The following is a 25406-nucleotide window of genomic DNA, read 5'->3' as shown; positions in this document are numbered from 1 at the left end:
ACACATAGAATTAGTACACCGAATTTACACTCAGAATATCAAGATCCCTTGGGGTCAAAGAGAGCATAGATGCCATTTTTAGCACAAGTAGAGCAAAGTTTATTGAAGAATGGGTTAGCGTTAGATGGCCTGCAAACCTATCTAAACACCATACATCAGCACAAAATCGATTATTCCGATCTCTATTTTCAAGGTAGTCGCCACGAATCTTGGGTGCTGGAAGACGGCATCATCAAAGACGGTAGTTTCCATATTGAACGCGGTGTGGGCGTGCGGGCCATCAGCGGTGAGAAAACGGGTTTTGCCTATGCCGACGACATCACTCCTGCCGCCTTAAGCGCTGCAGTACAGGCTGCCCGTGGCATTGCTAGTGCGGGTGAGCAGACTCAGGTACAAGCCTTTAAACGTCAAAAAGCATTGGCGTTATACGACAGCTTAGATCCGATTGCGGCGATGGAAGAAGTCAAAAAAATCAACCTGCTGAAAGAAGCCGATGCGTTTATTCGCAGTCTAGATAGCCGGATTATTCAAGTGGTGGTTAGCCTTGCTGGTGTGCACGAAGAAATCCTCGTTGCTGCGAGTGATGGCACTCTGGCGGCCGATATCCGTCCTCTGGTTCGTTTTAACTGTAGCGTGATTTTGGAAGAAAACGGTAAACGTGAACGTGGCGGCGCCGGTGGTGGTGGTCGTCATGACTACGGTGTTTTAATGGCAAGCGATGACACAGGTTTACCTATGTGTTTCGCCTTTGCCCGCGAAGCCGTGCGTCAAGCGCAGGTCAATCTAAATGCCATCGATGCACCAGCGGGTGAAATGCCAGTGGTGTTAGGTAATGGCTGGCCCGGTGTATTGCTCCACGAAGCGGTTGGACATGGTTTAGAAGGCGACTTTAACCGTAAGGGTAGCAGTGCTTTTAGCGGCAAGGTTGGTCAGCAAGTTGCGTCTAAGTTAGTGACAGTGGTCGACGATGGCACCTTGCCTAATCGTCGTGGTTCACTGAGTATCGACGATGAAGGTGTACAAACCCAAAGAACCGTATTGATTGAAGACGGTATTTTAAAGGGTTACATCCAAGACAAACTCAATGCTCGCTTAATGGGTGTTGCGCCAACGGGGAACGGCCGCCGTGAATCCTACGCGCATTTGCCTATGCCACGTATGACCAATACTTATATGACGGCCGGTGAGTCAGATCCCAGTGAGATTATTAAGTCAGTGAAGAAGGGCATTTACGCCCCTAACTTTGGCGGTGGCCAAGTCGATATCACTTCGGGTAAGTTTGTGTTCTCAGCATCCGAAGCCTATTTGATTGAAAATGGTGAAGTTACTCAAGCCATTAAGGGGGCTACTTTAATCGGTAATGGCCCTGAGGCTATGAGCCAGATTTCTATGGTCGGTAACGATATGGCTTTAGATCAAGGTGTGGGCGTTTGTGGTAAAGATGGTCAAAGTGTGCCTGTGGGTGTGGGTCAACCGACCCTAAAACTCGATAAGCTTACCGTGGGCGGAACAGCATAAAACCTAGAACCTTACGTCTATGGGTTCTAGTCGCTACCCACCATGAATGTTATCATTCGCAAAGGAAATTAGAGTAACTACTCTAGAGGTGTTAATGAAACTATCACGTGTGGTATGGCTGTGCCTATTATCATTGCCTTCGGCTGGCTATGCTCAGCCGATTAGCTTTACTGATGCTTGGCAGCAAGTGCTGAAGGTGAGCGACAAGTTGCAAGCACAATCTCAGGAAGTTAACCGCGCTAAGGGTGAACAAGAGGCGGGCGAGAGCTTAAATTTGCCCTCATTAGACATTCGCGGTAACTATATTCATTTGGATAAACCGATAGAGTTTGATCTGAAAGAATTAAATTCTGTGATTTCTATCCCGCCATCGCTTGGCGGCATTATTGCGGGTATTCCGCCGCTGCCCTTAAGTGAACAAGATATTTTTAGCGCCAGCTTACAGGCAATGTGGCCGATTTATACGGGCGGACAGATCACTGCGGCTCAAGGTATACACGCGGCTATGGTGGCCGAGAAGCAACAAGAATTACAATTGGCAACGCGTGATTTATTTACCCTGCTGGTGGATAGATATTACGCTGTCGATGTAACGTTGGCATTGGTGAATACTCAGACTGATCTGGTTGGCTCGTTAACTAAGCATGTTGATCATGCTTTAGCACTAGAGCGAGAAGGGCAAATTGCTAAGGTCGAGCGCCTCAATGCGCAGGTTGCCCTAGACAATGCTAAAGTCAATTTAGGCAGTGCTCGTCGGCAACACGAAATGGCAGTGATCGCGCTGGCACGTATGCTACAGCAAAGTCAGGTGAGCACAAATTCTCCCTTATTTGTACTGCCACAGGCTCCTTCATTCGCTCAACTCAGCCAAATTACCCTGAGCCAACATCCGGCGCTCAAATTGCTCGAAGCGAAAGAAACGCAAGCGAACGGTTTAATAGCGTTGGAAAAAGGTAAATACCATCCAACGGTTTTCCTCTTCGGTAACTACACCTTGTATGAAGAAGACACGCTCTTGACGAGCATCACACCTGACTGGATGGTTGGGGTTGGGGTCAATGTGCCACTGATCAGCCGAGATGGTCGTAGCGGTAAGGTCGAAGCGGCGAAAAGTGCACTCTTACAAGCTCGTTATACCAAGGCACAAACTAAACAAGACTTGAGTCTGCTGGTGGATCAAAGCTATCGCCAATTATTACAGGCCGAGGAAGAAGTGACGGCGCTCGATACTTCGCTCGAACTTGCTATTGAAAACCTGCGCCTGCGTGACATCGCCTTTAATCAAGGGCTTTCAACCTCTATCGACAGAGTCGATGCGGAGCTGAAACTGAGCGCAGTGAAAACTCAGCAATTGGCTGCCCGTTATCGTTATGTGCAAGCCTATGCCAGATTAATGGCCATTAGTGGTCAACTAGATGAATTTATCGGTCGTACCACAGCCCCTACCCAAGTGCAGGAGACAAACAATGCGCGCTAACAGAATACTTGCCCTTGTGGCGTTGGTCGCATTAGGCCTTATCTTAGCCTATGGACTCAAGCTCGCTTATAGCCCGCAGCCGAGTTTGTTGCAGGGCCAGATTGAAGCCCGTGAGTACAATGTTTCGTCCAAGGTGCCAGGCAGAGTCGAACAAGTGCTCGTGCGCCGCGGTGATAGTGTGGCCCAAGGGGATTTATTATTCGCGATCCGCAGTCCTGAGCTAGATGCAAAGTTAATGCAGGCCGAAGGTGGTCGTGATGCCGCTAAGGCGATGCAGCTTGAAGCCAACAACGGTGCTCGCAGCCAAGAAGTGATGGCAGCCAAGGAGCAATGGCTCAAGGCGCAGGCGGCAGCAACACTCGCTAAAACCACTTATACCCGAGTCGAAAATTTATTTAACGAAGGTGTGGCGGCAAGACAAAAACGCGATGAAGCCTTTACCCAATGGCAAGCGGCAAAATACACAGAACAAGCTGCCTTAGCCATGTATCAAATGGCAGAAGAAGGCGCGCGGACGGAAACCAAAGTGGCTGCTGCAGGTAATGCCCGTAAGGCTGAAGGTGCAGTGAAAGAAGTTAGCGCCATTATGGAAGATAGCCAAATGCGCGCACCTAAATCGGGTGAGATCAGCGACGTGCTGTTACAGGCGGGTGAATTGGCACCCAGTGGTTTTCCGATTGTCAGTTTGATTGATATGCAGGATGCTTGGGCCGTGTTCCAAGTGCGAGAAGACCAACTTAAACGTTTCAAAAAAGGTCAAAAAATTCAATTAACGATTCCGGCACTCGGGCAGGATGTGGATTTTACTGTGTCCCATATCAGTGTGATGGGTGAGTTTGCCACTTGGCGTTCGACTGAAAGTGGCCATGATTTTGATATGCGAACCTTTGAAGTGGAATTGCGTCCAAACCAGCCGATTACCGATCTGCGTGTCGGCATGTCTGTGCTGCTGCGCAGTGAGTAAAAGTCGTGACTGAACGTACGCCTCACGCCAACGCGGCGGACAAGATTAAGGACGAATTACAGCCATCGAGCATAAGCTTTATGGCGTTGCTCACAGCGTTAGTTCGCCGTGAGCTGCGTGCCCTATGGCATGACCCTTGGCAGTTAGCGCTGATAAGTTATATTCCACTACTGGGGATTTTATGCTTATGGTGGTTATTCAGTGCAGGTCTGCCAAGGCAACTGCCCGTGGCGATTGTCGACCAAGATCATAGTCAATTGAGCCGCATGTTGACCCGTCAGCTTAAGGCAAACCCGGTTACCGATCCGCAAAGTTTTACCGACTTATCCTCGGCGATAAGCGCGATGCAACAGGCGAAAGTCTACGCTATTGTGGTTTTTCCCTATGATATGAAAAAGGATTTACTTACAGGTCATAAGCCTACAATTGATGTGCGCTACAACAGTCAATTTTTGCTGGTGGGTAAGTTACTCTCAAGCCAAATTCAGCTGAGTTTAGGCGACGGATTACAGCAAGTGGCGGGTTTAAAGCAGCTCGCAAATGGTACACCGAAATCCCAAGTCGCAGTGAATTTAAGCCCAGTCAAAAGCCAAACAACAGCCCTGTTTAACCGAAATAACAATTACATAGGTTTCTTAGTACCGCCAGTGCTGATTGCGCTGTGGCAGTTGTTATCTATGTTAGTGATGGCAAACAGTTTAAATCGAGAGCTGCATTTAGCGCCTACCACTCAGGCCGATGGCATGTCGAATATCTTAACTGAACATTTTTGGCCTAAAGTGTGGGCGAAAATGGTGCTGTTTACGCCGATATTGATGCTGCAGGGCGGCTTTATTTTAGCTTGGCTGTATTTGTATCTTGCTCTGCCGATGGCGGGGAGTTTAGCCCTATTATTGCTCGCGCAATTAGTCATGTTATTGGCAGTCTGGAGCTTAGTGTTATTAATATTTGTAGTGATGCGTGACAGTGCGCGGGTCATCAGCTTTTGTACCGCTTTATTTGCGCCAGCGTTTGCCTTTATGGGCATTACTTTTCCGACTCACGAAATGCCGCAATTAGCCCAGTGGTGGCGACTTATCATGCCATCGAGCCATTATATTGAGTCCCATGTTAGTATCGTGAGTTATGGCGCTACTTGGCCAAGTGTGGCGAGCCAAATCACCAGCTATTGGGGCTTTATCTGTTTGATACCTTTGATATATTTTCTGTCGCGTAAATTACTGCCTACCACAGTTAACACCAATGCTTCAGTGACGGTTTATGACTCGGACGCAGCTATATCTGCGAAGGGGCAATAGGATGAATTTATCCAAGAGCGAACACGCAAACACACCACGTCAGCTCAGTCTGTGGCTACTGATCCTCACTGAGTTTAAGGCCATTATTAGCGATAAAGCGATCGCTGTGACCTTATTTGGCGGTGTACTGTTTTATTCGGTTTTGTATCCTTTGCCCTATTTGAATCAAGTGCCGACCGAGCAACAACTGATCGTGGTGGACTTAGATCATTCTTCCCTAAGCCGTCAATTGATCCGTCATGCCGATGCCAGCGCAAAAATTCAAGTCATAGGCCAAGTTGGTTCGATTACCGAGGCGAAGCGTTTTATTGAGACGCGTAAGGCCCACGGCTTACTCGTGATCCCAGAAGGATTCCGCCGCGATTTATTGCTCGGTAAAGGTGTGACGCTAAGCTATGGCGGTGATGCTAGTTACTTTTTGATTTATTCCGCGGTTGTTGAAGGCTTAGTTAGCGCTGGAATGGATGCGGGTAAACAAGTGCAATTGATTGGCATGCTTGCTCAAGGACAAAATCCTAAGCAGGCCCAAGAGAGTTTAAACTCGCTTCATCTTAATAGTGTTCCTGCCTTTAACCAGAGCCTAGGTTATACGCCCTATGTGGTACCTGGATTGTTCTTGCTGATTTTGCACCAAACCTTACTCATTGGTACTGGCATTTTAGGGGCAGGGCAATGGCGGCATAAAGGGTATTGGCAGCAGGTGTCACCGGTGCAATTAGTCTGTGGTCGTATTCTTGCTTTCATGTTGATTTATATCTTCTTTACCAGCTTTTATGTGGGCTATTGTTATCACTGGTATAACGTGAGTATTCAAGCGAGCCTTGGCTTAGTTGCGCTGTGGTTATTGCCGTTTTTACTGGCTACCGCCGCTGCAGGTGTTGCCATGAGTACCTTGTTCACCCGCCGCGATTTACCCACCCAAGTGCTACTGCTGATCTCTATGCCTATTCTATTCGTGTCAGGTTTTGTGTGGCCGATAGCACTGATCCCAGAACCTTTAGTACTCGGCTCACAGTTTATTCCTGCCGTACCCGCGATTATGGGCATGTTAGAACTCAATCAAATGGGCGCAAGTTGGGCGAGTGTGATGCCCAAATGGCTGCAACTATGGGGCTTATTTGCGGTCTTTTTCGGCCTAGCGATGTTGGGGATTAAGCGAAGAGCAAGATTGTTGGATGAAGCTAATCAGCTTTGATGGGACTCGCGGGACAGAGTATCTCGCGAGTGTTTACAGGTTTTGTACTCTACAGGGGCAGTTTAGGTACTTCTGCAATTAATCTTTAGAAGTAGAGACTTTCAACAATTTTACCGTCGACGAGCATATCGCACTTATCGCCTGAGCTCGACTTAGTCGCTTGAATGACGCCGGCAATCGCGCCAAATGCGCCACCTTGGCTGCTGAGTACTGAACCGAAATAGCATTGGCTAGAAATCTTGAAATCCTTGTATTTACCGCTCAAATTTTGAGTCGGAGTATAAGGCGGGAAAGTGCCTTTCATAACAGAATCGCCATTCACAGAGAGTGAAATGTTTTTGCGTTCTGTATCAAAACTGCCACCAAAAACTAAGTTAACACCCTCGATTTCAACGGTTTTTTCTTGAGCGATAATAGGTGGTTTTGCGGCGCAGGCGGCGAGAAAACAGCTGCCAATGGTCAGAGAGACTAAAGTAATTTTACGCATTTCATCTTCCTTTTGATGCGATAAAACAAATGAAGCGGTTGCTTCGCAAATTAAACTGCCCCTGTTTAATTTTTGCCGGAAGATTATATCTATATCTGCTTTATTTCCAATAACAAATTTAAAACAAGTGAAAAAATTATTCAGTTTTGAGCTTGTCCTTCGGCATGTCATCAGCCTTACTATCATATTCTAGTAGCGTGTCTTAGTGTTCAAACTGCTTTAAGCCATCTTTATCCTTGTCTATTCTATTCCGTTAATTTAACTCTCATCGTGCAGATAGCCATCAAACGGCCCTTATTGGGTTGTCTTCTTATTGGTTTTGGGGGAGAATGCGCGCCGAAAAAATAGCCGAGATACTCAGTATCTCGGTTATTTTTTATTTATGACGTATGTGTTTTAAAACAATTGAGGCCGGTAAACATCCGGAAATGATATGAGGTTCAGTTGAACCTATTTTACTGAGGAAAGACCAATGGGGCTGTTGTGTACCGGATTGTCGGTAGTTGTTGTAAATCAAGTTGTTGCGTTAGCCATTAAACCTAGAGTGCAGACGGTTAGCCGCAAGCAAAAACTAATTGCAGATGCGTGCTTAGGTGTTCAACCCTGTAGAATGGGGGTGTGCTGATGAGCCAACAAAATCTGGGTTTGAAGCAGACCCTCAACTTATGGCAAGTGGTGGTGATGGGGCTTGCCTATCTCACGCCTATGGCCGTTTTTGACACCTTTGGTATTGTTTCCGAGATCACCTCTGGCCATGTGGCTACGTCTTATCTATTCGCATTGGCGGGGATTTTATTTACCGCGTTTAGTTACGGTCATTTGGTACGTAAATATCCCTATGCGGGTTCAGCCTACACTTATGCTCAAAAAACCTTTAGCCAGAATGTTGGTTTTATGGTGGGTTGGTCATCGCTGCTGGACTATATGTTTATGCCAATGATCAATATGTTGCTCGCAAAAATCTATTTAACCGCCATGTTTCCCAGCGTCGAACCTTGGATCTTTATTTTCGCACTTGTGACCATAATGACCTTGCTTAATCTCAAGGGGATTGATCTCGTCGCGAACTTTAATGGGGTGATAGTGTTTGCACAGATCGCCATTATTGTGGTGTTCATTGGTCTAATGGCCTATAGCATTTCCCTCGGTGAAGGCGAAGGTGTCGTCGCGAGTGTGCGACCATTTTATGCCGATAATATGGCGATGGCGCCATTATTCACAGGGACGACGATTCTGTGTTTCTCCTTCCTCGGCTTTGACGGGTTAAGTTCACTGACTGAAGAAACTAAAGATGCGCAGCGTGTTATCCCTCGCGCGATTGTGTTGACAGCTTTGCTCGGTGGCGTGATTTTTGTTGGCGTGTCTTATTTTTTGCAGCTCTATTTCCCCGATATTTCCCGCTTTCAACAGCTTGATGCGGTATTGCCTGAAATTGCACTCTATGTGGGTGGTAATCTATTCCAGTCCATCGTATTAGTGGCGACCACAGTTGCCGTATTGGCATCCGGTATGGCTGCCCATGCTGGGGTTGCACGGATTTTATATGTGATGGGGCGGGATAATATGTTGCCACGTAAAGGGTTTGCTTATATCCATCCTAGATGGCGAACCCCAGCATTTAATGTCTTGTTGGTGGGTGCGCTTGCGCTGTCTGCCGTTTCATTTGATTTGGAAATGGCGCTAGCCTTAGTGAATTTTGGCGCTTTAGTCGCTTTTACCTTCGTAAACTTATCCGTGATTGTGCAGTTTTACCTAAGGGATCGACGTAATAAATCTTTTAGAGACCACTTACAATACTTAGTCTTGCCATTGTGTGGCGCCGGCACTATTGGCGTGCTTTGGGTGAACTTAGAGCCACAATCACTAGAGTTAGGGCTTATATGGGCGGCAGTGGGAGCATTGTATTTGGCTTTACGGAGTTTCCGTTTACGCCGTGCAGTAGAGCTATAAAATTAAGAGTTATAAAATTAGTGAGAGTCATGGCTCATAGATGCACAGCTATAACTAAAGATGTGTAGTAGATCTAAGGGCTGTGAGTTGTCATCCTCTAACAAAATATTCCAATAAAAAGACCCGCATTAGCGGGTCTTTTCAGTTTGCTTAATTGAGTTTTAAAGCGCTGGTACTGTGAAACCTAAGTTATCAGTGACCACATTTTTAGGGGTCGTGACTTTCACCGATACGCTGGTGTTGGCCGATGCCGTAAATTTCAGTGGTGAACCTAGACTGCCTTTCGCATACACAGTATTGGGAACCTCGAAGGTTTTAGGCGTTCCAGCACAATCCACGCACAATTCGATACTTGTCTGAGCTGGCATGATTTGATTCGCACTGTCGTGGACAAATACTACAAACTCAGAACTAGCACCAACGGCCACAGGTTTGATGTCATTCACACTCGGCAATAACACACCGTCTTGCATCACACTGATATAAGCCTGTGAGCCTGACATGCTCATTACTAAGGCTTTGCGGATATAGGTTTTATTGGCTTGGCCTTTGCCGCAGAGTGCGCTTTCGCATTGTGGACCGTTAAATTTACCATCGGCAAAACTATATTCTTTTGCTTGAGTATTCCAAAATGGTTCGGCTGAATTCCTAATGCCATCTTCATTGTCATCCCTAAACGCATCACCTAGATCACTAAAACCACTAGGAAGATAGGCTTCGATGTCCATACCATTGCCTGTGCATTTTTTCGCAACGCCTGAATTCGTTAAACAAGCCAAGTCAGGCACAGGCGTGCCATTGATGTCTTTACTAACATCAGCATCATCAAAGATGTTATTGCCATTGGTATCGAAGAAGGTTTCGTGACCTAAGGCATAAGCGAGAATCGTGATGCGGTGATCGGGTACTCGTGCCGTTTGTGAAGTCCAAACAACGCTACATGTCCCATTTTTAGTTAAACATGATGTTGGGATCTGGCCACCTTCTGTCGTGAAGTTGACAGCAGTATCATCGGGCGCTGGATTGCCAAAACTATCGGAGGCTCGAATGGTGATCGTTGCAGTTTCACCATTAAAGTCACCTGCTTCTGGATTGAATATTGTCGTTGATAGACTAAATCCAAGCTGTTGCGGCAAGCCAGTATTGACGGTCAGTTGCTCTGATTGGCTAGTGATAACTTCTTTAGTATCAGTATCAACTGCAGTAGCGACTACGCGCACTGGCGTGGGTACTGTACCGGATAATACGCGCACACTGGCGATACCTTGGGAGTTAGTCAGGCTTTGCGCATTCGCAGTGCCATTGGCAAAACTTAAACCACCGACAACCGTATCTAAGGTAAAGCTGACATTCTGTTGCGCTGCGGGTTGGCCATTGGCGCTGGTGACTTTGAAGCTGACTAAAGAGGATTCGCTTGAACCCGTACCGCCCGCACCTTTGATGCGAATTTGTGCCGGCTCTGCCGACTCAAAACTTAAGCTGGCAAGCGTTTGACGTTGCAGAGTAAATGGGAAATTCGCCGTTAACGTCTGATTACCAGCCACGGTTGTGGCGATGATTTGGTCGCTACGTTCACTGTTGCCACTGCAACTTGTGTCTTGGAAGGTCGAGCTCGCATTACCCGATAAAGTCGTAACTGGGGTATCGAGTGTGGCGCTATTGTTTGTGGTGCAATCTGAGCTAAAGCTGATGGAAGAGGGTGTTTGTACTCGGGTAACCGTGCCGTCATTGGCCTCTAATACTAAACTTGCACTTACACCAAAACTACCGCCTGCGCTGATTTTATATTTGCCATTGGCATCGGCCGTTAAGGTGCTCGCCAATTGACCTTCGGTAAAGACTGCACCATTGAATGAGCCGAGTTTCAGCGTGCCTTCTTGATTGACTGCATCTTTACTCAACACTTCATATAAACTGCTGGTTTGCAGCGATTGACCTTGATAGTCCACAGTGACCGTTAAGGCATTTGCCCCTAATTCAGTTGCACTTGGCGTATAGGGTACCTGCGCAATACCTTGAGTGTTGGTCAGCGCACTGGCAGGATTGAGCGCCGCTGAACCAGCAGTAAAGGTGACTTTAGCGCCTTCGATACCTTTGCTTTCGCTATCGAGCAATATGGCTTGTAATTGCACCGACTCATCGACTTTAAAGCGAGTGACTAAGGCTGAGCTGTTTAAAATACTGGCGCTGAGTTTGGGTGTTTCAATGGTGTTGCCATTGTCTGAACCAACGAACTCGTAGTTACGGCTTGCAGTTAATGCGTCTGCATCAGACGGCGTATAGCTCGCCGTTACCGTACCAGCTTCTGCTGTTAATGCAGGGTTAGAAATGATGACTTCAGCAACGCCATCTGCATTGGTGAGTTTTGTTGCTGGCGCAACAGTACCTAAGGTCGCAGCGAAGCTAATCAGTTGGCCGCTAAGTTTACTCGAACCCTTTTTTAAGGTAGCGACGGCACAAAAACTCGTATCGGAGGCATAGCTTAAATTGGTGGTTGCATCGGCGCACTTGCCGTTAACTACAGTTTTATAGCCCAGCGTTAAGCTATAGCTGTCTGTTGTTCCGTCAGTGTCGGTGCCATCAGCGGCGCCATTACAACCACTGAGCGCTAATGCGCCCAGTAATACCCAAGAAAATACCGATAACGTTTTGCTAAGTCGCATAAGCAACATCCTTGTGGGGCTGAAGTTAATTAGTCTTGGATTTCGCTGCGTAGATATTTAAACAGCTCTTTAGATGATTTTGATTCAGGGCCTTTGGCCAGTTCTTTGGTGGCTTGACGCACCAAAGTACGCAGTTTTTGTCTGTCTAATTGCGGATAATGCTCGACGACAGTTTGAATCTCATCATCACCTTGGGTGAGTAAGCGTTCACGCATTTTTTCGAACATTTGTAACTTAGCTGTCTCGTTGTTGTTTTTATTCAACACGATAGCGAGTGAAGCCTTGATTGGCTCAATATCAAAATTACGCATCAATTTGCCGATATACTGCATGTGGCGACGATACGCCTCAGTATTGACCTTGATTTTGCGTGTTTGCAGGATAGCGTCGTACAAAAACTCATCCAGCTCGATTTTATCTAGCTGAGTCTTGCTCAGTGAAACAAGCTCCATACCGACTTTTTGCACGGCTTCGCTATCACGCTTGTCCGTTGTTTTGCTGCTGACATAATCTTCATCTATGTCGTAGGGCTGTTTAAAATGTTCTGAATCACCAACAATCTTCATATAGATAAAACCTCAAGTAAATAACTGGCTAATAATAACATCTCCAGCCAAAAATCGCCTAGGTGAATGTGTTAATACCCAAGCTACCTGAAGATACGAGTTTCAGAGCGCCTAGGGTGCTTCAATTCAAGGCGCAGCAATGACAGAATGTCGGCCACCTTTTGAATTGATGCAACACGGAAGTGGAGTGCCCTAGGCGCTCCGTCCCGGCGGGTTTTAACGCACTTTATGCTGTGTTGGTTATTTTTAACTTAGCCCGCTAGGTCTGCAAATAACCGCCTTGCCTAAAGTGCGTTAAACTCCCGCTGAATCCTGCATCTTCAGGTTGTTTGGGTATAGGATACGCTCTCAAGCCTAAGTCAGCCGCGAATAATTAATGTGAATGGGATTTGTGTTTGTTATGCTACGGCAATTGCCGACAACGAAAGAGTAGCTTTGTGTCTTTGAACAGAATCGATAGTGAATTGGGCGCGCTGAAAGATGCGGTGGCCGTGGCGCTGGAATATGCCAACAAATTAGGAACGAACGCTGCCGAAGTGGCGATCAGTAAACAACAAGGTTTGTCGGTTTCTACCCGTTTAAAAGAAGTTGAAACCGTTGAATTTAATAAAGATGGTGCTTTAGGAATTACGGTTTACCGCGATGGTTGCAAGGGCAGTTCATCGACGTCGGATTTAAGTCCAGAGGCCATTGCCTTAGCGGTGAAAGCGGCCGACGATATCGCCCGTTATACTTCTCCGGATCCATTCAGTGGTCTTGCCGATAAAGCCTTGATGGCAAATCAGATCCGCGATCTTCAACTGTATTATCCACAAGATATTTCCCCCGATGAGCTAGCGCAACTAGCGATCCGCGCCGAAACTGCGGCGCTCGATGCCGATCCACGTATCAATAATTCCGACGGCGCCAGTGCCAATGCTCACACTGCGGTTAAAGTGTATGGCAACAGCCACGGTTTCTTAAACGGGTATTGCAGCTCGCGTTATAGCTTGAGTTGCAGCGTGATCGGTGAAGATAGCGAAGGCAATATGCAACGGGATTACGATTACACTATCGCCCGTAAATTCAGCGAGATGCTTGCACCTGAAACGGTAGGTTTAAAGACCGCCGAGAAGACAGTAAGCCGCCTCGGTGCGCGCAAGATCGCTACGACGCGTTTACCCATTTTATTAGCGCCCGATATCGCCACAGGGTTAATCGGCCACTTTATCGGAGCGATCAGCGGTGGCAGTTTATACCGTAAATCCAGTTTCTTATTGGATTCGATCAACACCCAAATCTTCCCCGATTGGTTTAATATCGAAGAGCAGCCGCATTTACTGGGCGCATTGGCAAGCGCGAACTACGACAGTGAAGGCGTGGCGACCCAAGACAGACGCATTATTGACCGTGGCATGTTAGAAACCTATTTGCTGACCAGTTACTCGGCGCGCAAGTTAGGCTTAACCAACACGGGCCATGCGGGCGGTATTTATAACTGGACGCTCGGCCACACTGGCCAAACCTTCGACGAATTGGTAAAAGACATGGGCACAGGTTTGATTGTGACCGAAGTTATGGGCCAAGGCGTGAACATGGTAACGGGCGATTATTCCCGTGGTGCGGCGGGTTTCTACGTTGAAAACGGTGAGATCCAATATCCAGTGGAAGAGATCACTATCGCGGGTAACTTAAAAGAGATGTTCCGTGGCGTGCAAGCCGTGAGTAAGGATTTTGATCTGCGCTCATCGATTCGTACCGGCGGTATCTTGTTATCTGAAATGAAGATTGCGGGTAACTAATCCATAGTCTCACTCGTTCTGCCGTGCTGCTATAGTGCGCTTAAGTCGTCTCAGTGCTTTAGTGCTAGTAGCATGAATGTGGTTTGAGCATAAAAAGGGCAAGCGATTAATCACTTAATCTGCTTGCCCTTTTTGTTTAACGCGTCGATTAGGGCTGCTCGACCTAAAAAGCCGTGCCGTTAAAAACCATGTGGTTAAAAACGATGTTGTTAAAAACAGTGCCTTTAAAATCAGTCGTTAAAACGCATAGTTTGCGCTGAGTTCAAACGAGCGACCTGCACCGGCAATCTGGTTAAAGCCATTGGTATTATCGGCCTTAAATTCAGCCACACTCACGCCGCCCAGTGGCAGCTCATAGTAGCTGTCGAACAGATTATTCACGGCGAAGGTAACAGTCAGATCCTGCCATTTCATGCTGCTGTTCAAATTGAGCAAGGAGTAGCTGTCGGTTTCATTTTCAAGGCGGCGGTCATCTACGCGATCTTTGGTCGCAACCCATTGCCATGAAAGACTGTTTTCCCACTGACCTAACTGATGTTGCAGTGCCAGCTCTGTTTGCAACGGCTTGATTTGATATAAAGGTTCATCACCCTCATCTCGCTCGCCACGGGTTACATTCACTTTGCCTAACACTTGCCATTTACCTGTGCTGGTTTCGGCAAACTGATAGAGCGCATTAAAACGTGCGCCATAGAGATTGGCATCTAAGTTAGTGAATTGGAGAATATTGCGTTTGCCATCAGGCGAACTGGTGCGATTGAAGCTACCAATGACTTCGGCATCGACATAGTCAGTCACAGCTGTGTACCAAGCCGTGGTCGAGACTTGCCAGCTATCATCGTTATATTTGTAGGCTGCGCTCAGGGTATGGGCGGTTTCTGGTTTAAGATCCGGATTACCCACATAACCATTACCATCACCATACCAACCTATCATAGTGGTCGCCATAGTGCCGCGGCCCCAGCTGTAACGTTCGTATAGATTCGGAGCACGATTCTTGCGGGCTAAACCAAACTCAAGTTGTTGATTGGTCGATAATTGATAGCGCGCCAGTAAGGTGGCATCGATCAGATTATCATCACGTTTTCTGTCCATTGCATTAAAGGCTTTTGCCGCTTCTGCGTCGACATTGGGCATGCCCATCATAGGCATGTTGCTATAGGCTTGGACTTCACCAGTATTGGTGGTGACATACTCAAAGCGAACACCCGCCGATAACCACCAGCTTTGACTTAAATCTTGCTGCCATTCGCCATAAACGGCGGCGCGTTTTCGCTGGCCATCGTTGATGTTGATGTAGTCATTGGGCGCCATCATAGTGCCAGGCACCGCAGGCCAAACATCGTCGAGCTGGTAGCTATAGTATTCTTGGCCGACCAGTAAGGTGCTGTCATCACCCATTGGCAAGCGCCAGTGCAGTTGATAGCTGTAGTCATCACCTTCAGTGTTCATTGGCATCTTGCCGGTTTTTTCTGGGGTGAAAAAGCCCATCTCGTGTTTCACGCCGTGCCAGTTTACTTGGGCACTGAATTCACCGTCATCGTCGAGTTTGAGTTGATAACGGGCGAGGGCACCGTAACTCTTGTTATCCGTCATATCCATGTATTGGTTAGCAAAACCTTGGAATGGAATATTTTGGTGGGTCAATTTGATGGCAACTTCTTGAGTCTCATCGCGCCATGCGGCGGTCAAAGCATGGTTTTGTGCACGGTACAGGGTATCGATGACTTTATCGCCATTGCCATCTTTATAGCTGTTGGCATCTTCATAGGCGCCTTGATAGCTTAGGCTGACATTTTTGCTGGCGACTGTTGCGTTGGTGCCGAGTAATAAGGTGTCACTCACACTGCGATATCCAGTTGAAATATCGCCACTATTCCATTTGATGGCCTCGCTTTCACCAAATTTAGGGTTAAGGCTGCTAACCTTGATCACACCCGCAATATTGTCGCCACCGGCACTGACTGGCGATACACCCGCAATGACTTCGGCTGTGGTGATTTGATTGGCGGAGATATAGGACAGCGGTGGATTCATTTGGTTTGCACAGGACGCGGTAATGTCTGCGCCATCAACCAGCACTTTGATGCGATCGCCCATCATACCATTGAGGATAGGTAGGGCCGATACGCCGCCCGCTTCGGAGAAATCGACTCCTTGCCCTTTCAGTAGATTTTCAGCCGAGCCTAAGGCGTTACGGTTTTCGGTCTGTTGGCCATGGACCTCTAAGCGTTCAATATTGGCTAATTCGCTGTCGTCAGCCATAGCCTGTGGCGCTAGCGATAAGCCCATGGCGATTGCGAGGGATGAGGAAATTACTGAAGTTTTAAACGGGTGAGATAAATACGCAGAATTTGCAGCCATCTTATTGTCTTCCATTCACTTGGATTAATTGCGCTGCATTATAAAGAGCATCTCAGTGTGGCAGGTGCGGCATATTGTCGCAGAGGGTAACAAAGCGAGTTAAAACATCAGAATATGGCTTGAGCAGAAGACAAGTTTTCCACTTTTTAATCAGTTAGGCATGATTCTCCTAGCTCTTTATTGGTACCTCAATTGATAAAAGGTCCAATAGAACTCTGCGTTAGCGGTACTTTTGTGATTTAAGCTAACCCAAATGAGGCATTTTAATTTCTGGGATTTAAGCTAGCCAAAATACTTACTATACAAGCGCTGAGTTTCACCTTGGGAATCCATAGCGGCGAGTGCTTTGGCAAATTCAAAGACTTTAGAATCTGGTGTTAACACAGTGGGACTGTTATCTGGGCTGATGGGGATATCAGCGCGATAGTTGGGGTTGTATCTACCGCGGTAGTGGCGGCTTTTTTTCGAGAAACCGAGGTACATTTCCTGCGGTAATTCGCTGTAGTGATAGTGGAGTTTAAACTGGCTTTGGTCACGATTTTTAAGGTAATAATGCAAAGTGGTTTGATCATAAATAAAAAAGTCCCCTTGGTTTGAAAGCAAATAATCCAAGGCTTTAGGGACGGTTAACTCAGGCGGTTTGCGTACCTTAATTTTGTCGGGTAAGCCGCCAAAGTCGTAACTGCCGGGAGCGATTAAGAGGGTCATTTCATTATGGGCTAACTGCTCAATGGAGCGAATATCGGCGGCGCCAGCACGGCTAATGCCAATCGCACGTTGTGAAAGTCCATTGGGGATAAAATGCGCGTATTGAGCCCGCTCTTCGGTGAAATTAAGGCCGGGATAAAAATCGATATTGCCGAGTTTGAGATCCCGCAGAATACGTAATTTAGGTGCGCGCACCACATTGAGTTTGCAGCCAATCTTGTTCGCCGCCGCTTGGTAGAGTTCGTGATAAAATCCCGTGTTATTGGACTCGTCTCCGATAAAGGGTAAGCGTTCGCTGGTACGATACCCCATGGTCATCACGCAGGAGTCTGAACTGGAAAAAGCGTTGGCAAGCGGGGCTTGAAGCGTTATCAGTAAAAGCAGTGCACCGAGCCAAGATTGAGCGACTAACACGGATGTCAAATTGATCTCCTTATCTGTCGATTACAAAGTGTAACCAGAGTGCCAATAAAGGTTATGGCAAAATCCACTCACTAAACCTATTAATAAAATCTTATTGATTATTAAGCTAATATATTATTTTTGTTTGAATAATCTATCATACTTTCCTACTAGTCAAAGTCATTTTTTATGTTGGAGTGCACAAACTCTGTACATCTGATTTGATTGCGTTATAGTTTGCGCTGTTAGGCTATGGGCTTAACTTTCATTAAGCAGTGAGGCATAAAATGACTAAGCAAAAACCGCAAAATATGGCCTTAGAACACGAAAGTGGTCGAGGCACCATTACCGATAACGCACTAAAAGCGTTAGTGACGAGTCCCTTGTTTAGGACCCGCACCGAGAAAGCGAAAAAGGGCAAAGGGTCATACGACCGTAAAGCACAAAACCGAAAGGGGCATCAGCACAAGGGCGATGCCCCTTTTGACTTTCTAGGTCTGCGCTTTTGTTAATCTGCTTTTTTACTGTTTTAGTCTGCTGTGTTAGTGCCTCGTTAATCCTGCCAATTCATGCTCCTCCACCTGCCTTTACGCCAATCTTTACGCATAAATCAGCCTTATTATTGATACTCCTTGTTGGAGGTTAATTGTACTTTCGCCCTGAGCGAGTATGGTGAACGCTTAGAGCGTTTTAGTGAAGGAGATGCACATGGCACAGCAATATCGAGTTGAACACGACACTATGGGTGAGGTGAAAGTCCCCGTCGATTGTTATTGGGGCGCACAAACTGAGCGTTCGCTGCAGCACTTTCGTATTGGTGCTGAGGCATCTATGCCTGTCGAAGTGATCCACGCTTTTGGCTATTTAAAGAAAGCCGCCGCCATTACCAATCAACAACTTGGCGTCTTGCACCAAGATAAAGCCCAACAGATTGCCCAAGTGTGTGATGAGCTGATAGCAGGCGAACTCGATACGCAATTTCCCTTGGTGATTTGGCAAACTGGCTCGGGCACGCAAACCAATATGAACGTCAATGAGGTGATTGCCTATCGCGGCCATGTGCTCTCAGGTGGGCAACTTATCGATGCGGTTAAATGCTTGCATCCCAATGATGATGTTAACCGCTCGCAATCCTCCAACGATACCTTTCCCACCGCCATGCACATTGCCGCCTATCGTCAAGCAGTAGAACTCGTTTTACCTAACATGAAATGCCTGCAGCAGAGCTTACAGGATAAGGCCGAGGAGTTTGTGCACCTAGTTAAAATCGGTCGCACGCATTTTATGGATGCAACACCGTTAACGTTAGGCCAAGAGTTTTCGGGTTATGCCGCGCAGTTAAGTCATGCCATCGAAGGCATTGAGCACAGTCTCAAGCGGGTGGCCGAGTTAGCTTTAGGTGCGACCGCCGTCGGCACTGGGCTGAATACACACAAGGATTACGCCGTTAAGGTGGCGGACAATATCGCAAAACTCACGGGTTTGCCCTTTGTGACGGCGCCGAATAAGTTTGCTGCCCTTGCTGCCCACGATGAATTAGTCGCCCTGTCGGCGGCCTATAAATTGGCGGCGGTCAGTTTAATGAAGATCGCAAATGATATTAGGATGTTAGGTTCTGGCCCGCGTTGTGGTATTGGTGAGTTATTACTGCCTGAAAATGAACCGGGTTCGTCGATTATGCCGGGAAAAGTGAACCCGACTCAGGTCGAGGCTATGACTATGGTGTGTGCGCAAATCATGGGTAATGATGTCGCCGTTGGGATTGGCGGCAGCAATGGTCAGTTTGAGCTCAATGTGTTTAAGCCGATGATTATCGCCAATGTGCTGCAATCGGGGCGCTTATTGGGGGATGCTTGCCAGTCGTTTAATGACCATTGCGTGGTCGGCATAGTGGCGAATGAGCCACAAATCGCGCTGCATGTGGAGAACTCACTCATGTTAGTGACAGCGCTAAATCAACATATCGGTTATGAAAAGGCCGCTAAGATAGCCAAAAAAGCCCATAGCGAGCATAAGACTCTGCGCCAAGCGGCATTAGAACTTGAGTTTGTGACAGCAGAAGAATTCGAGCTGTGGGTCGATGCCAATAAGATGTTGGGACCCGATGCTTAATGCTTAATTCAAAACGTCTCATCCTAGCTGCTGATAAATCAGCGAAATTGAGGCTGGCAATGAATCAATATCGTGGGCCAAGACAGTGTGAAGAAACAGTGGAGTAAAGATGCTGAAGCATTCGCAGTGTTAATGCTTACGAAATGATAAAAAACAAAAAGCGAACCAGAGGTTCGCTTTTTGAGTCATAAGCTGTTCTGTATCAGAACAGCTTAGTCTTGGGTGTCAGCATCTACCACTTCTGCCCACAGATCGTGTTCATCTGAATGGGTGATGCGGGCACGAACCAACATACCGGGCTCAAGTTCAGTTTCACCATTGATAAACACCATGCCGTCGATTTCTGGTGCATCGGCGAAGCTGCGGCCAATGGCGCCTTCTTCGTCGACATCGTCAATCAGAATATCTAAAGTACGGCCAACGAAACGGGCTAAACGCTCGGCGCTGATTTCGGCTTGGAGTTCCATAAATCTGTGGTATCTGTCTTCTTTCACTTCTTCGCTGATTAGCTCAGCTATGGTGTTGGCGACAGCGCCATCGACTTCAGAATACTTAAAGCAACCTACGCGATCAAGACGAGCTTCTTTCAAGAAATCGAGCAGGATTTGGAAATCCTCTTCGGTTTCACCTGGGAAGCCGACGATGAAGGTCGAGCGGATCACTAGATCTGGACAAATTTCACGCCAGCGTTGAATCGCTTCTAACTGACGGTCAACACGGCCTGGACGCTTCATCATCTTCAGGATGCGCGGGCTAGCATGCTGCATTGGAATATCCAAATACGGCAGGATTAAACCTTCCGCCATTAGCGGGATCAAATCGTCAACCCATGGGTAGGGATAGATGTAATGCAGACGCACCCAAGCGCCCATTTTACCCAGTTGGCGCGCTAGGCTAGTAATGTCTTGCTTGACTGGCATACCGTTCCAAAAATCGGTACGACCGCCTTTGTCTTTGCCGTAGGCCGAGGTGTCTTGGCTGACGACTAGAATTTCTTGTACGCCTGATTCCACTAAACGCTTAGCTTCATCTAAGATGCTGCCCGCTGGGCGGCTGTCGAGATCGCCACGTAGCGAAGGAATAATGCAGAAAGTACAACGGTTGTCGCAACCTTCTGAAATCTTTAAATAAGCGTAATGCTTAGGCGTTAACTTAACCCCAGTTTGTGGGATTAATGAGGTGAAAGGGTTGTGCTCTGGCTTAGGCACATACTTGTGAACATGCTTCAACACCGCTTCGTAGCTGTGTGGGCCAGTGATTTCTAACACATCTGGGTGCACTTCGCGGATTTGGTTTTCTTTGGCGCCAAGGCAGCCAGTGACGATCACTTTGCCGTTTTCTTCTAAGGCTTCACGCACAGCATCCAGAGATTCTTCCACCGCAGCATCGATAAAGCCGCAGGTATTGACGATAACTAAGTCGGCATTGTCGTAGCTGTTAGTGACTTCGTAGCCGTCGATGCGTAACTGAGTCAGAATACGCTCTGAATCCACGAGGTTTTTTGGGCAGCCCAAAGACACGAAACCGATGCGATTCCCAGTGGCAACAGCATTAGTGCTTGCTGCTTCTAATGTTTTGACTGGGATATCAAGCGTGGTCGTTTGCTTGGGTTTAAAAGTTTCAACTGTCATGGTTTCTCGCTGAGGTATAAGCCGCCTTAAAAAAGTTGGCGGATTATACCTGAAGTGATTAAAAGGTACAGTAGCTTTGGCTGAAAAGTGTACAGTTGGGGCGCTGAATATGCCAGTTAACCCTAAGGCCTATTTTGGGTGTGGATATAGGAAGATAGGCCAAAGATCCAAGGTCGAACTCATATGGATAAAAAGCGCTAAAAAATTTTCAGAAAAATTAACCCTTTTTAAAATTGGCCGCGTTTATAGGGACAAGAGATAATTTCTTGATGCTGTTACATATTGGCACAAGTATTGGCACTTTTTACTGATAGCCTAAGCGCTAAATAAGCGACACAGTCGTTTTAGCCGTCTCGTTTTGAATATGCGTTCTATTTGAAGTGGTTTAGGTATAAGCACATTATTTTGGAGTAAGTTATGAAAAATTCTCTTTTAGCGGTATTGGTGGCGGGTGGTCTTTTTTCTAGCGCGTTTATGGCGCCAGCGGTACTCGCCGCTGAGGTCGATTTCCCGCATATTGAAACCATGGGTGTGAGCCAAATCCAAGTCGAACCCGATATGGCGGATGTTAATGTGGAAGTGGCCGTGACCGAAAAAACCGCTAAAGCCGCCAAGGATAATTCCGATGCCGCCGTGGCTAAGTTTATCGCCCGTCTCACCGCAGCGGGTGTGACTAAAGATCAGATCCAGAGCGCGAATTTAAATCTTCAACCGCAATACGTCTATGTGCAGGATAAAGCGCCTGAGCTGACGGGTTACACCGCCAGTCGCCAAATTACCGTGACGGTAACAGACTTAAGCCGCTTGAATGCAATCTTAGATTCAGCCTTAGAAGAGGGCATGAATCGGGTGAATAACATCGCCCTTAAGTCGAGTAAAGAAGCTGAATATGTCGCCAAGGCACGTCAAGCTGCGATTGTGGATGCCAAACAAAAAGCCGAATCTTTGGCTAAAGGCTTTGGTGAAAACCTCGGTAAGATCTGGCAGATCCGTTATTACGATCAACGCCCTGTGCAACCTGTCATGTTACGCATGAGCGCCAAAGCCGATGCCATGGGCGCCGCCGAGAGCTATCAATATGGTCAAGTGAGCATAGAAGATAGAGTTGAAGTGATTTATAAACTGAAGTAAATCAGTCTGAGGCATATGGTGATGGATGAAGCTCCTATTGGGATTCATCCATTTTTTTATGCCGTTTACAATCGTTTTATATTTTTGGAAATAGCATTCTTCACTCTATATGTGATGGATTTTATTAGGATGATGAACAGTAAAAACTGGCAAATTTAAGTATTTATCCTCACACTAGTAAGGTTAATGTTTAGGAGGCCGTTTATGGATTTTCCCGCTCGAATAAAGCAACAAACTTGCATGGATTGCTTAAGTGGTAAGTCATTAGGATTTGAAATTCGAATGGCATTTCAACCTATTATCCATTGGCCTAGTCGTGAGATTAGCGGTTATGAAGCCCTGGTTAGAGGCCCTGATGGTGAAGGGGCTGCGTGGGTGTTTGAGCGGATTAATGAAAATAATAAATACTATTTTGATCAGGCTTGCCGTGTTAAAGCGATAGAAACCTCTTCAAAGCTGGGACTCGATAAGATGCTCAGTATCAACTTTTTACCTAATGCCGTATATAACCCTGAGACCTGTATCCGCGCGACGATTGAAGCCGCCGACATGTATGGGTTTGATATTCACAAAATTATGTTCGAAGTGACTGAGGGCGAGCAAATTGTCGATCGGGCAAAATTAGTCCGTATCTTCGAGAGCTATGCTAAGCGTGGTTTTATCACGGCAATCGATGATTTTGGCAGTGGTTTTGCTGATTTAAGCTGGCTCGAAGCCCTGCGCCCTCAAGTATTAAAACTTGATATGACCTTGATCCGTGATATCGATCTTGATAGAGAAAAGCAGTTAGCCGTGGATGAAATACTGCGTATTTGTTTAGAGCTTAATACAAGAGTTTTGGCCGAAGGCATTGAGACTGAAGCCGAACTTAATTATCTCGCTGGAATAGGGATTGAGTATTTTCAGGGGTATTATTTTGCCAAACCACAACTCGAATATTTAAGTTCCTATGAAGAGCTGAGCTTTCACGCCCCAAAGTAAATGGTTAGGTGGATTGATATCGTTGCACGATTAGAGTGATAACACGTGCTAAGACTCGATGGATAATTCGTTGTTTCTGATATCGGCTAACTGATATATCATGCGCCACCTAAAATTGCCCTTGTTACCTATTCGCTACTATGTCTTCCAACGCGCTCTATACCGATTTATCCGGTTATTACGATTTAATGTGTTCCGATATCAACTACCAGCAACAGAGCGCGAGTATCCATCGTCTGCATCAGTTCCTCGGCAATAATGGTAAGCAACATCTTGATTTAGCCTGTGGCACTGGTCCGCATGTGCGGCATTTTATTGACCTTGGATATGAATGCAGTGGCCTTGATATTAATCAGCCTATGCTAGACATGGCCATGCGTCGTTGCCCTGAAGCTCAGTTTAACCTCCAAGATATGACGGCTTTTTATTTAGAAGAGCGCGTCGATTTGATTACCTGTTTTTTATATTCCATCCATTACAGTGCTTGTATCGAACGCCTTAAAAGCTGTATCGCCAGTGTGCATAGCGCACTTAATGATGGTGGGCTGTTTTGTTTTAATACTGTCGATAAGCACAGAATCGATAACACAAGTTCGGTTAAGCATTTTGCCGAGTTTGATGGTAGTCATTTCGCCTTCGAATCCGGCTGGCATTACAGTGGGCAAGGTGAGAAACAGTCATTAAAGTTGAGTATTGCCAAAAGCAGTCAGCCGTTTGCTGAGGTCTCGCCTTTACCTGTCTCTGATATGAAAGGCTTAGGCTCGCTGGAAGCTGGGTTACACGCCGCAGGTTTGCAAGAAGTCCACAGTATTGAGCAATGGCAAGACCAACATGCTATGGTCGCTACCAGCTTCACTGAGCTGCAGGAATTGTTAGCGCCCTATTTTGAAGTGCATGTTTTCGAACACGATTATGAAAGAATTGTCCCGTGGGATTTAGCATCAGGTAATGCGCTGTTTGTTTGCGTGAAGATTTGACCTTCTGTTGAAGGTTGGTAACAGAAGGTCTGCTCATAATGTCACTGTTACTTGTTAAATCTCGCTTCTCTGTCAGTCTGTTTTTATTTAAAGCCAAATTAAAGTTGTAGGCTTCACTCCTGATTTTTCATCAAGAGTCGACCAAAAGGGGAAAGTACCGTTCCCCTTTGGGATATTCCTTGCCAAATAACGTCCATGCTTAATAATCAGTTCGTCATCCATAACTCTTGTTTATAACGCTGCCGCACAGTATTCCCGTTAAAGCTTGCTTTAATAAACTTGTTTTAATAAGTAAGTCGCACAATATAAATGATAATATAATTAATTAAATGTAATAATTTTGTATGTTTATTTTGTTACCTATGAAATAGTTACAATTTCACAGGCAATAAATACATTAAGACAGAATTAGCACGGCTTTAGTGTAAGTATGAAAAAAGTTTCATGTGTTTTATAAAAATAGTTAACTTGAATTTAAAATGTTTGAAGTTATGTATGGTGTTGATAAATAAAACTATTATTTGTTTTATATATTGAACGGAGTGTGGTTTTGCGAGGTTGGCATTATTTTTGTAATGTCCTTAGTGTATTTAAATAATTAACTAGGAGTACTTTATGAAAAATCCCATTCTTACTTTAGCTACCATTATTTCTTTAGCCTCTTTTAGTGCATATTCTCATGCTGATAACATGAGCAACAGTGATGCCGCAGAAAACGGAATCTATGTCGGCGCTAACTACGGTTATTTAAAAGTCGATGGCGATGATGATTTTGATGATAATAGTGATGTAATGCAGGGTCTTGTTGGTTATAAGTTTAATAAATACCTTGCTCTTGAAGGTAGTTACATTAACTTTGGTGATTATGGTAATGGTTTAGCCAATGCCGAAACCGATGGTTATACGGCAGCCCTGAAAGTCATGCTTCCCATTGCAGACCGAGTTGAGCTATATGCTAAAGGTGGTCAGTTATGGTATTCGACAGATTATGACGTCGTCGGTTTTTCTGGCAATGACGATGGTGAAGGTGTATTCGCTGGCGCCGGTGTGGCATTTAAAGTCACAGATCGATTTTTAATTAATGCTGAGTACACTTGGTATGATGCAGATATTAATGTAGATAGCGTCGCCAATGGCGGAAAAACCGATACAGACTTTAATCAAGCCAGTATCGGTGTTGAATATCGCTTCTAATTAGTAA

General features: G+C 46.2%; 19 protein-coding genes. 13 read left to right on the top strand and 6 right to left on the bottom strand.

All coding sequences use genetic code 11. The annotated features are described in order from the left end of the window. Positions 1-69 precede the first annotated feature (69 nt). From tldD to L5M49_RS09935, 5 genes are all read left to right on the top strand, one after another. Positions 70-1518: a metalloprotease TldD gene (gene tldD / locus L5M49_RS09955; RefSeq protein ID WP_113940074.1), complete on the top strand. Its 1449-nt coding sequence runs from the start codon at positions 70-72 to the stop codon at positions 1516-1518. Between the two features lie 94 nt (positions 1519-1612). Next, entirely contained in the window at positions 1613-2995 is a 1383-nt protein-coding gene (locus L5M49_RS09950; RefSeq protein ID WP_263186510.1) for a TolC family protein, read from the top strand. After that, on the top strand, positions 2985-3959 hold the full coding sequence (locus L5M49_RS09945; RefSeq protein WP_168825663.1) for an HlyD family secretion protein: 975 nt from the start codon (positions 2985-2987) through the stop codon (positions 3957-3959). The genes L5M49_RS09950 and L5M49_RS09945 overlap by 11 nt, the downstream gene beginning before the upstream one ends. An 80-nt stretch (positions 3960-4039) precedes the next feature. Continuing rightward, a complete protein-coding gene (locus L5M49_RS09940) occupies positions 4040-5257 on the top strand; it encodes an ABC transporter permease (protein WP_263186532.1) in 1218 nt (405 codons plus the stop codon). A gap of 1 nt (position 5258) precedes the next feature. Next, positions 5259-6452, top strand: coding sequence for an ABC transporter permease (locus L5M49_RS09935; protein WP_263237161.1), 1194 nt, complete (start codon positions 5259-5261; stop codon positions 6450-6452). An 85-nt stretch (positions 6453-6537) separates the two neighbouring features. On the opposite strand, the gene L5M49_RS09930 is transcribed toward L5M49_RS09935, so the two are convergent. Next, on the bottom strand, positions 6538-6939 hold the full coding sequence (locus L5M49_RS09930) for a hypothetical protein (protein WP_107402714.1): 402 nt from the start codon (positions 6937-6939) through the stop codon (positions 6538-6540). A 624-nt stretch (positions 6940-7563) separates the two neighbouring features. On the opposite strand from L5M49_RS09930, the gene L5M49_RS09925 reads away from it, so the two are divergent. After that, positions 7564-8889 (top strand): APC family permease, encoded by a 1326-nt coding sequence (locus L5M49_RS09925; RefSeq protein WP_263265961.1) that lies wholly within the window; start codon positions 7564-7566, stop codon positions 8887-8889. A gap of 161 nt (positions 8890-9050) precedes the next feature. Here L5M49_RS09925 and L5M49_RS09920 read toward each other — a convergent pair whose 3' ends face one another. Together L5M49_RS09920 and yjgA are read right to left on the bottom strand one after the other, a co-directional pair. Then, positions 9051-11552 (bottom strand): Ig-like domain-containing protein, encoded by a 2502-nt coding sequence (locus L5M49_RS09920; protein ID WP_263255279.1) that lies wholly within the window; start codon positions 11550-11552, stop codon positions 9051-9053. 29 nt (positions 11553-11581) lie between these two features. Continuing rightward, the gene (gene yjgA, locus L5M49_RS09915) at positions 11582-12118 is read right to left on the bottom strand and encodes a ribosome biogenesis factor YjgA (protein ID WP_105251298.1); all 537 of its coding nucleotides are present in this window, start codon (positions 12116-12118) and stop codon (positions 11582-11584) included. 437 nt (positions 12119-12555) lie between these two features. Between yjgA and pmbA the strand changes: the two genes are divergently transcribed. Continuing rightward, positions 12556-13899, top strand: coding sequence for a metalloprotease PmbA (gene pmbA / locus L5M49_RS09910; protein ID WP_105251299.1), 1344 nt, complete (start codon positions 12556-12558; stop codon positions 13897-13899). A gap of 237 nt (positions 13900-14136) precedes the next feature. Here the strand turns inward: pmbA and L5M49_RS09905 are convergent, their stop codons facing one another. Further along, on the bottom strand, positions 14137-16263 hold the full coding sequence (locus tag L5M49_RS09905) for a TonB-dependent receptor (RefSeq protein ID WP_263197860.1): 2127 nt from the start codon (positions 16261-16263) through the stop codon (positions 14137-14139). A gap of 282 nt (positions 16264-16545) precedes the next feature. Further along, positions 16546-17394, bottom strand: a complete 849-nt coding sequence (locus tag L5M49_RS09900) for a substrate-binding periplasmic protein (RefSeq protein WP_317630120.1) — start codon at positions 17392-17394, stop codon at positions 16546-16548. A gap of 266 nt (positions 17395-17660) precedes the next feature. Between L5M49_RS09900 and L5M49_RS09895 the strand changes: the two genes are divergently transcribed. Both L5M49_RS09895 and fumC read left to right on the top strand, forming a co-directional pair. Continuing rightward, complete coding sequence (locus L5M49_RS09895) at positions 17661-17885, top strand: ribosome alternative rescue factor ArfA (protein WP_263183565.1); 225 nt, start codon at positions 17661-17663, stop codon at positions 17883-17885. A gap of 196 nt (positions 17886-18081) precedes the next feature. Beyond that, positions 18082-19485: a class II fumarate hydratase gene (gene fumC, locus L5M49_RS09890; protein WP_263265960.1), complete on the top strand. Its 1404-nt coding sequence runs from the start codon at positions 18082-18084 to the stop codon at positions 19483-19485. 212 nt (positions 19486-19697) lie between these two features. Here the strand turns inward: fumC and rimO are convergent, their stop codons facing one another. Then, a complete protein-coding gene (gene rimO, locus L5M49_RS09885) occupies positions 19698-21116 on the bottom strand; it encodes a 30S ribosomal protein S12 methylthiotransferase RimO (protein ID WP_219250655.1) in 1419 nt (472 codons plus the stop codon). A gap of 417 nt (positions 21117-21533) precedes the next feature. On the opposite strand from rimO, the gene L5M49_RS09880 reads away from it, so the two are divergent. From L5M49_RS09880 to L5M49_RS09865, 4 genes are all read left to right on the top strand, one after another. Next, positions 21534-22247: an oxidative stress defense protein gene (locus L5M49_RS09880; protein ID WP_006083233.1), complete on the top strand. Its 714-nt coding sequence runs from the start codon at positions 21534-21536 to the stop codon at positions 22245-22247. Between the two features lie 204 nt (positions 22248-22451). Beyond that, positions 22452-23228: an EAL domain-containing protein gene (locus tag L5M49_RS09875; RefSeq protein ID WP_263265959.1), complete on the top strand. Its 777-nt coding sequence runs from the start codon at positions 22452-22454 to the stop codon at positions 23226-23228. A 140-nt stretch (positions 23229-23368) separates the two neighbouring features. After that, positions 23369-24205, top strand: a complete 837-nt coding sequence (locus L5M49_RS09870; RefSeq protein ID WP_263265958.1) for a class I SAM-dependent DNA methyltransferase — start codon at positions 23369-23371, stop codon at positions 24203-24205. Positions 24206-24820: 615 nt separating this feature from the next. Beyond that, on the top strand, positions 24821-25399 hold the full coding sequence (locus L5M49_RS09865) for a porin family protein (protein ID WP_263265957.1): 579 nt from the start codon (positions 24821-24823) through the stop codon (positions 25397-25399). Positions 25400-25406 lie beyond the last annotated feature (7 nt).

Source organism: Shewanella sp. SM74 (assembly GCF_025653725.1).
GTDB lineage: Bacteria > Pseudomonadota > Gammaproteobacteria > Enterobacterales > Shewanellaceae > Shewanella > Shewanella oncorhynchi.
This window is presented reverse-complemented; position numbering and strand designations above follow the sequence as displayed.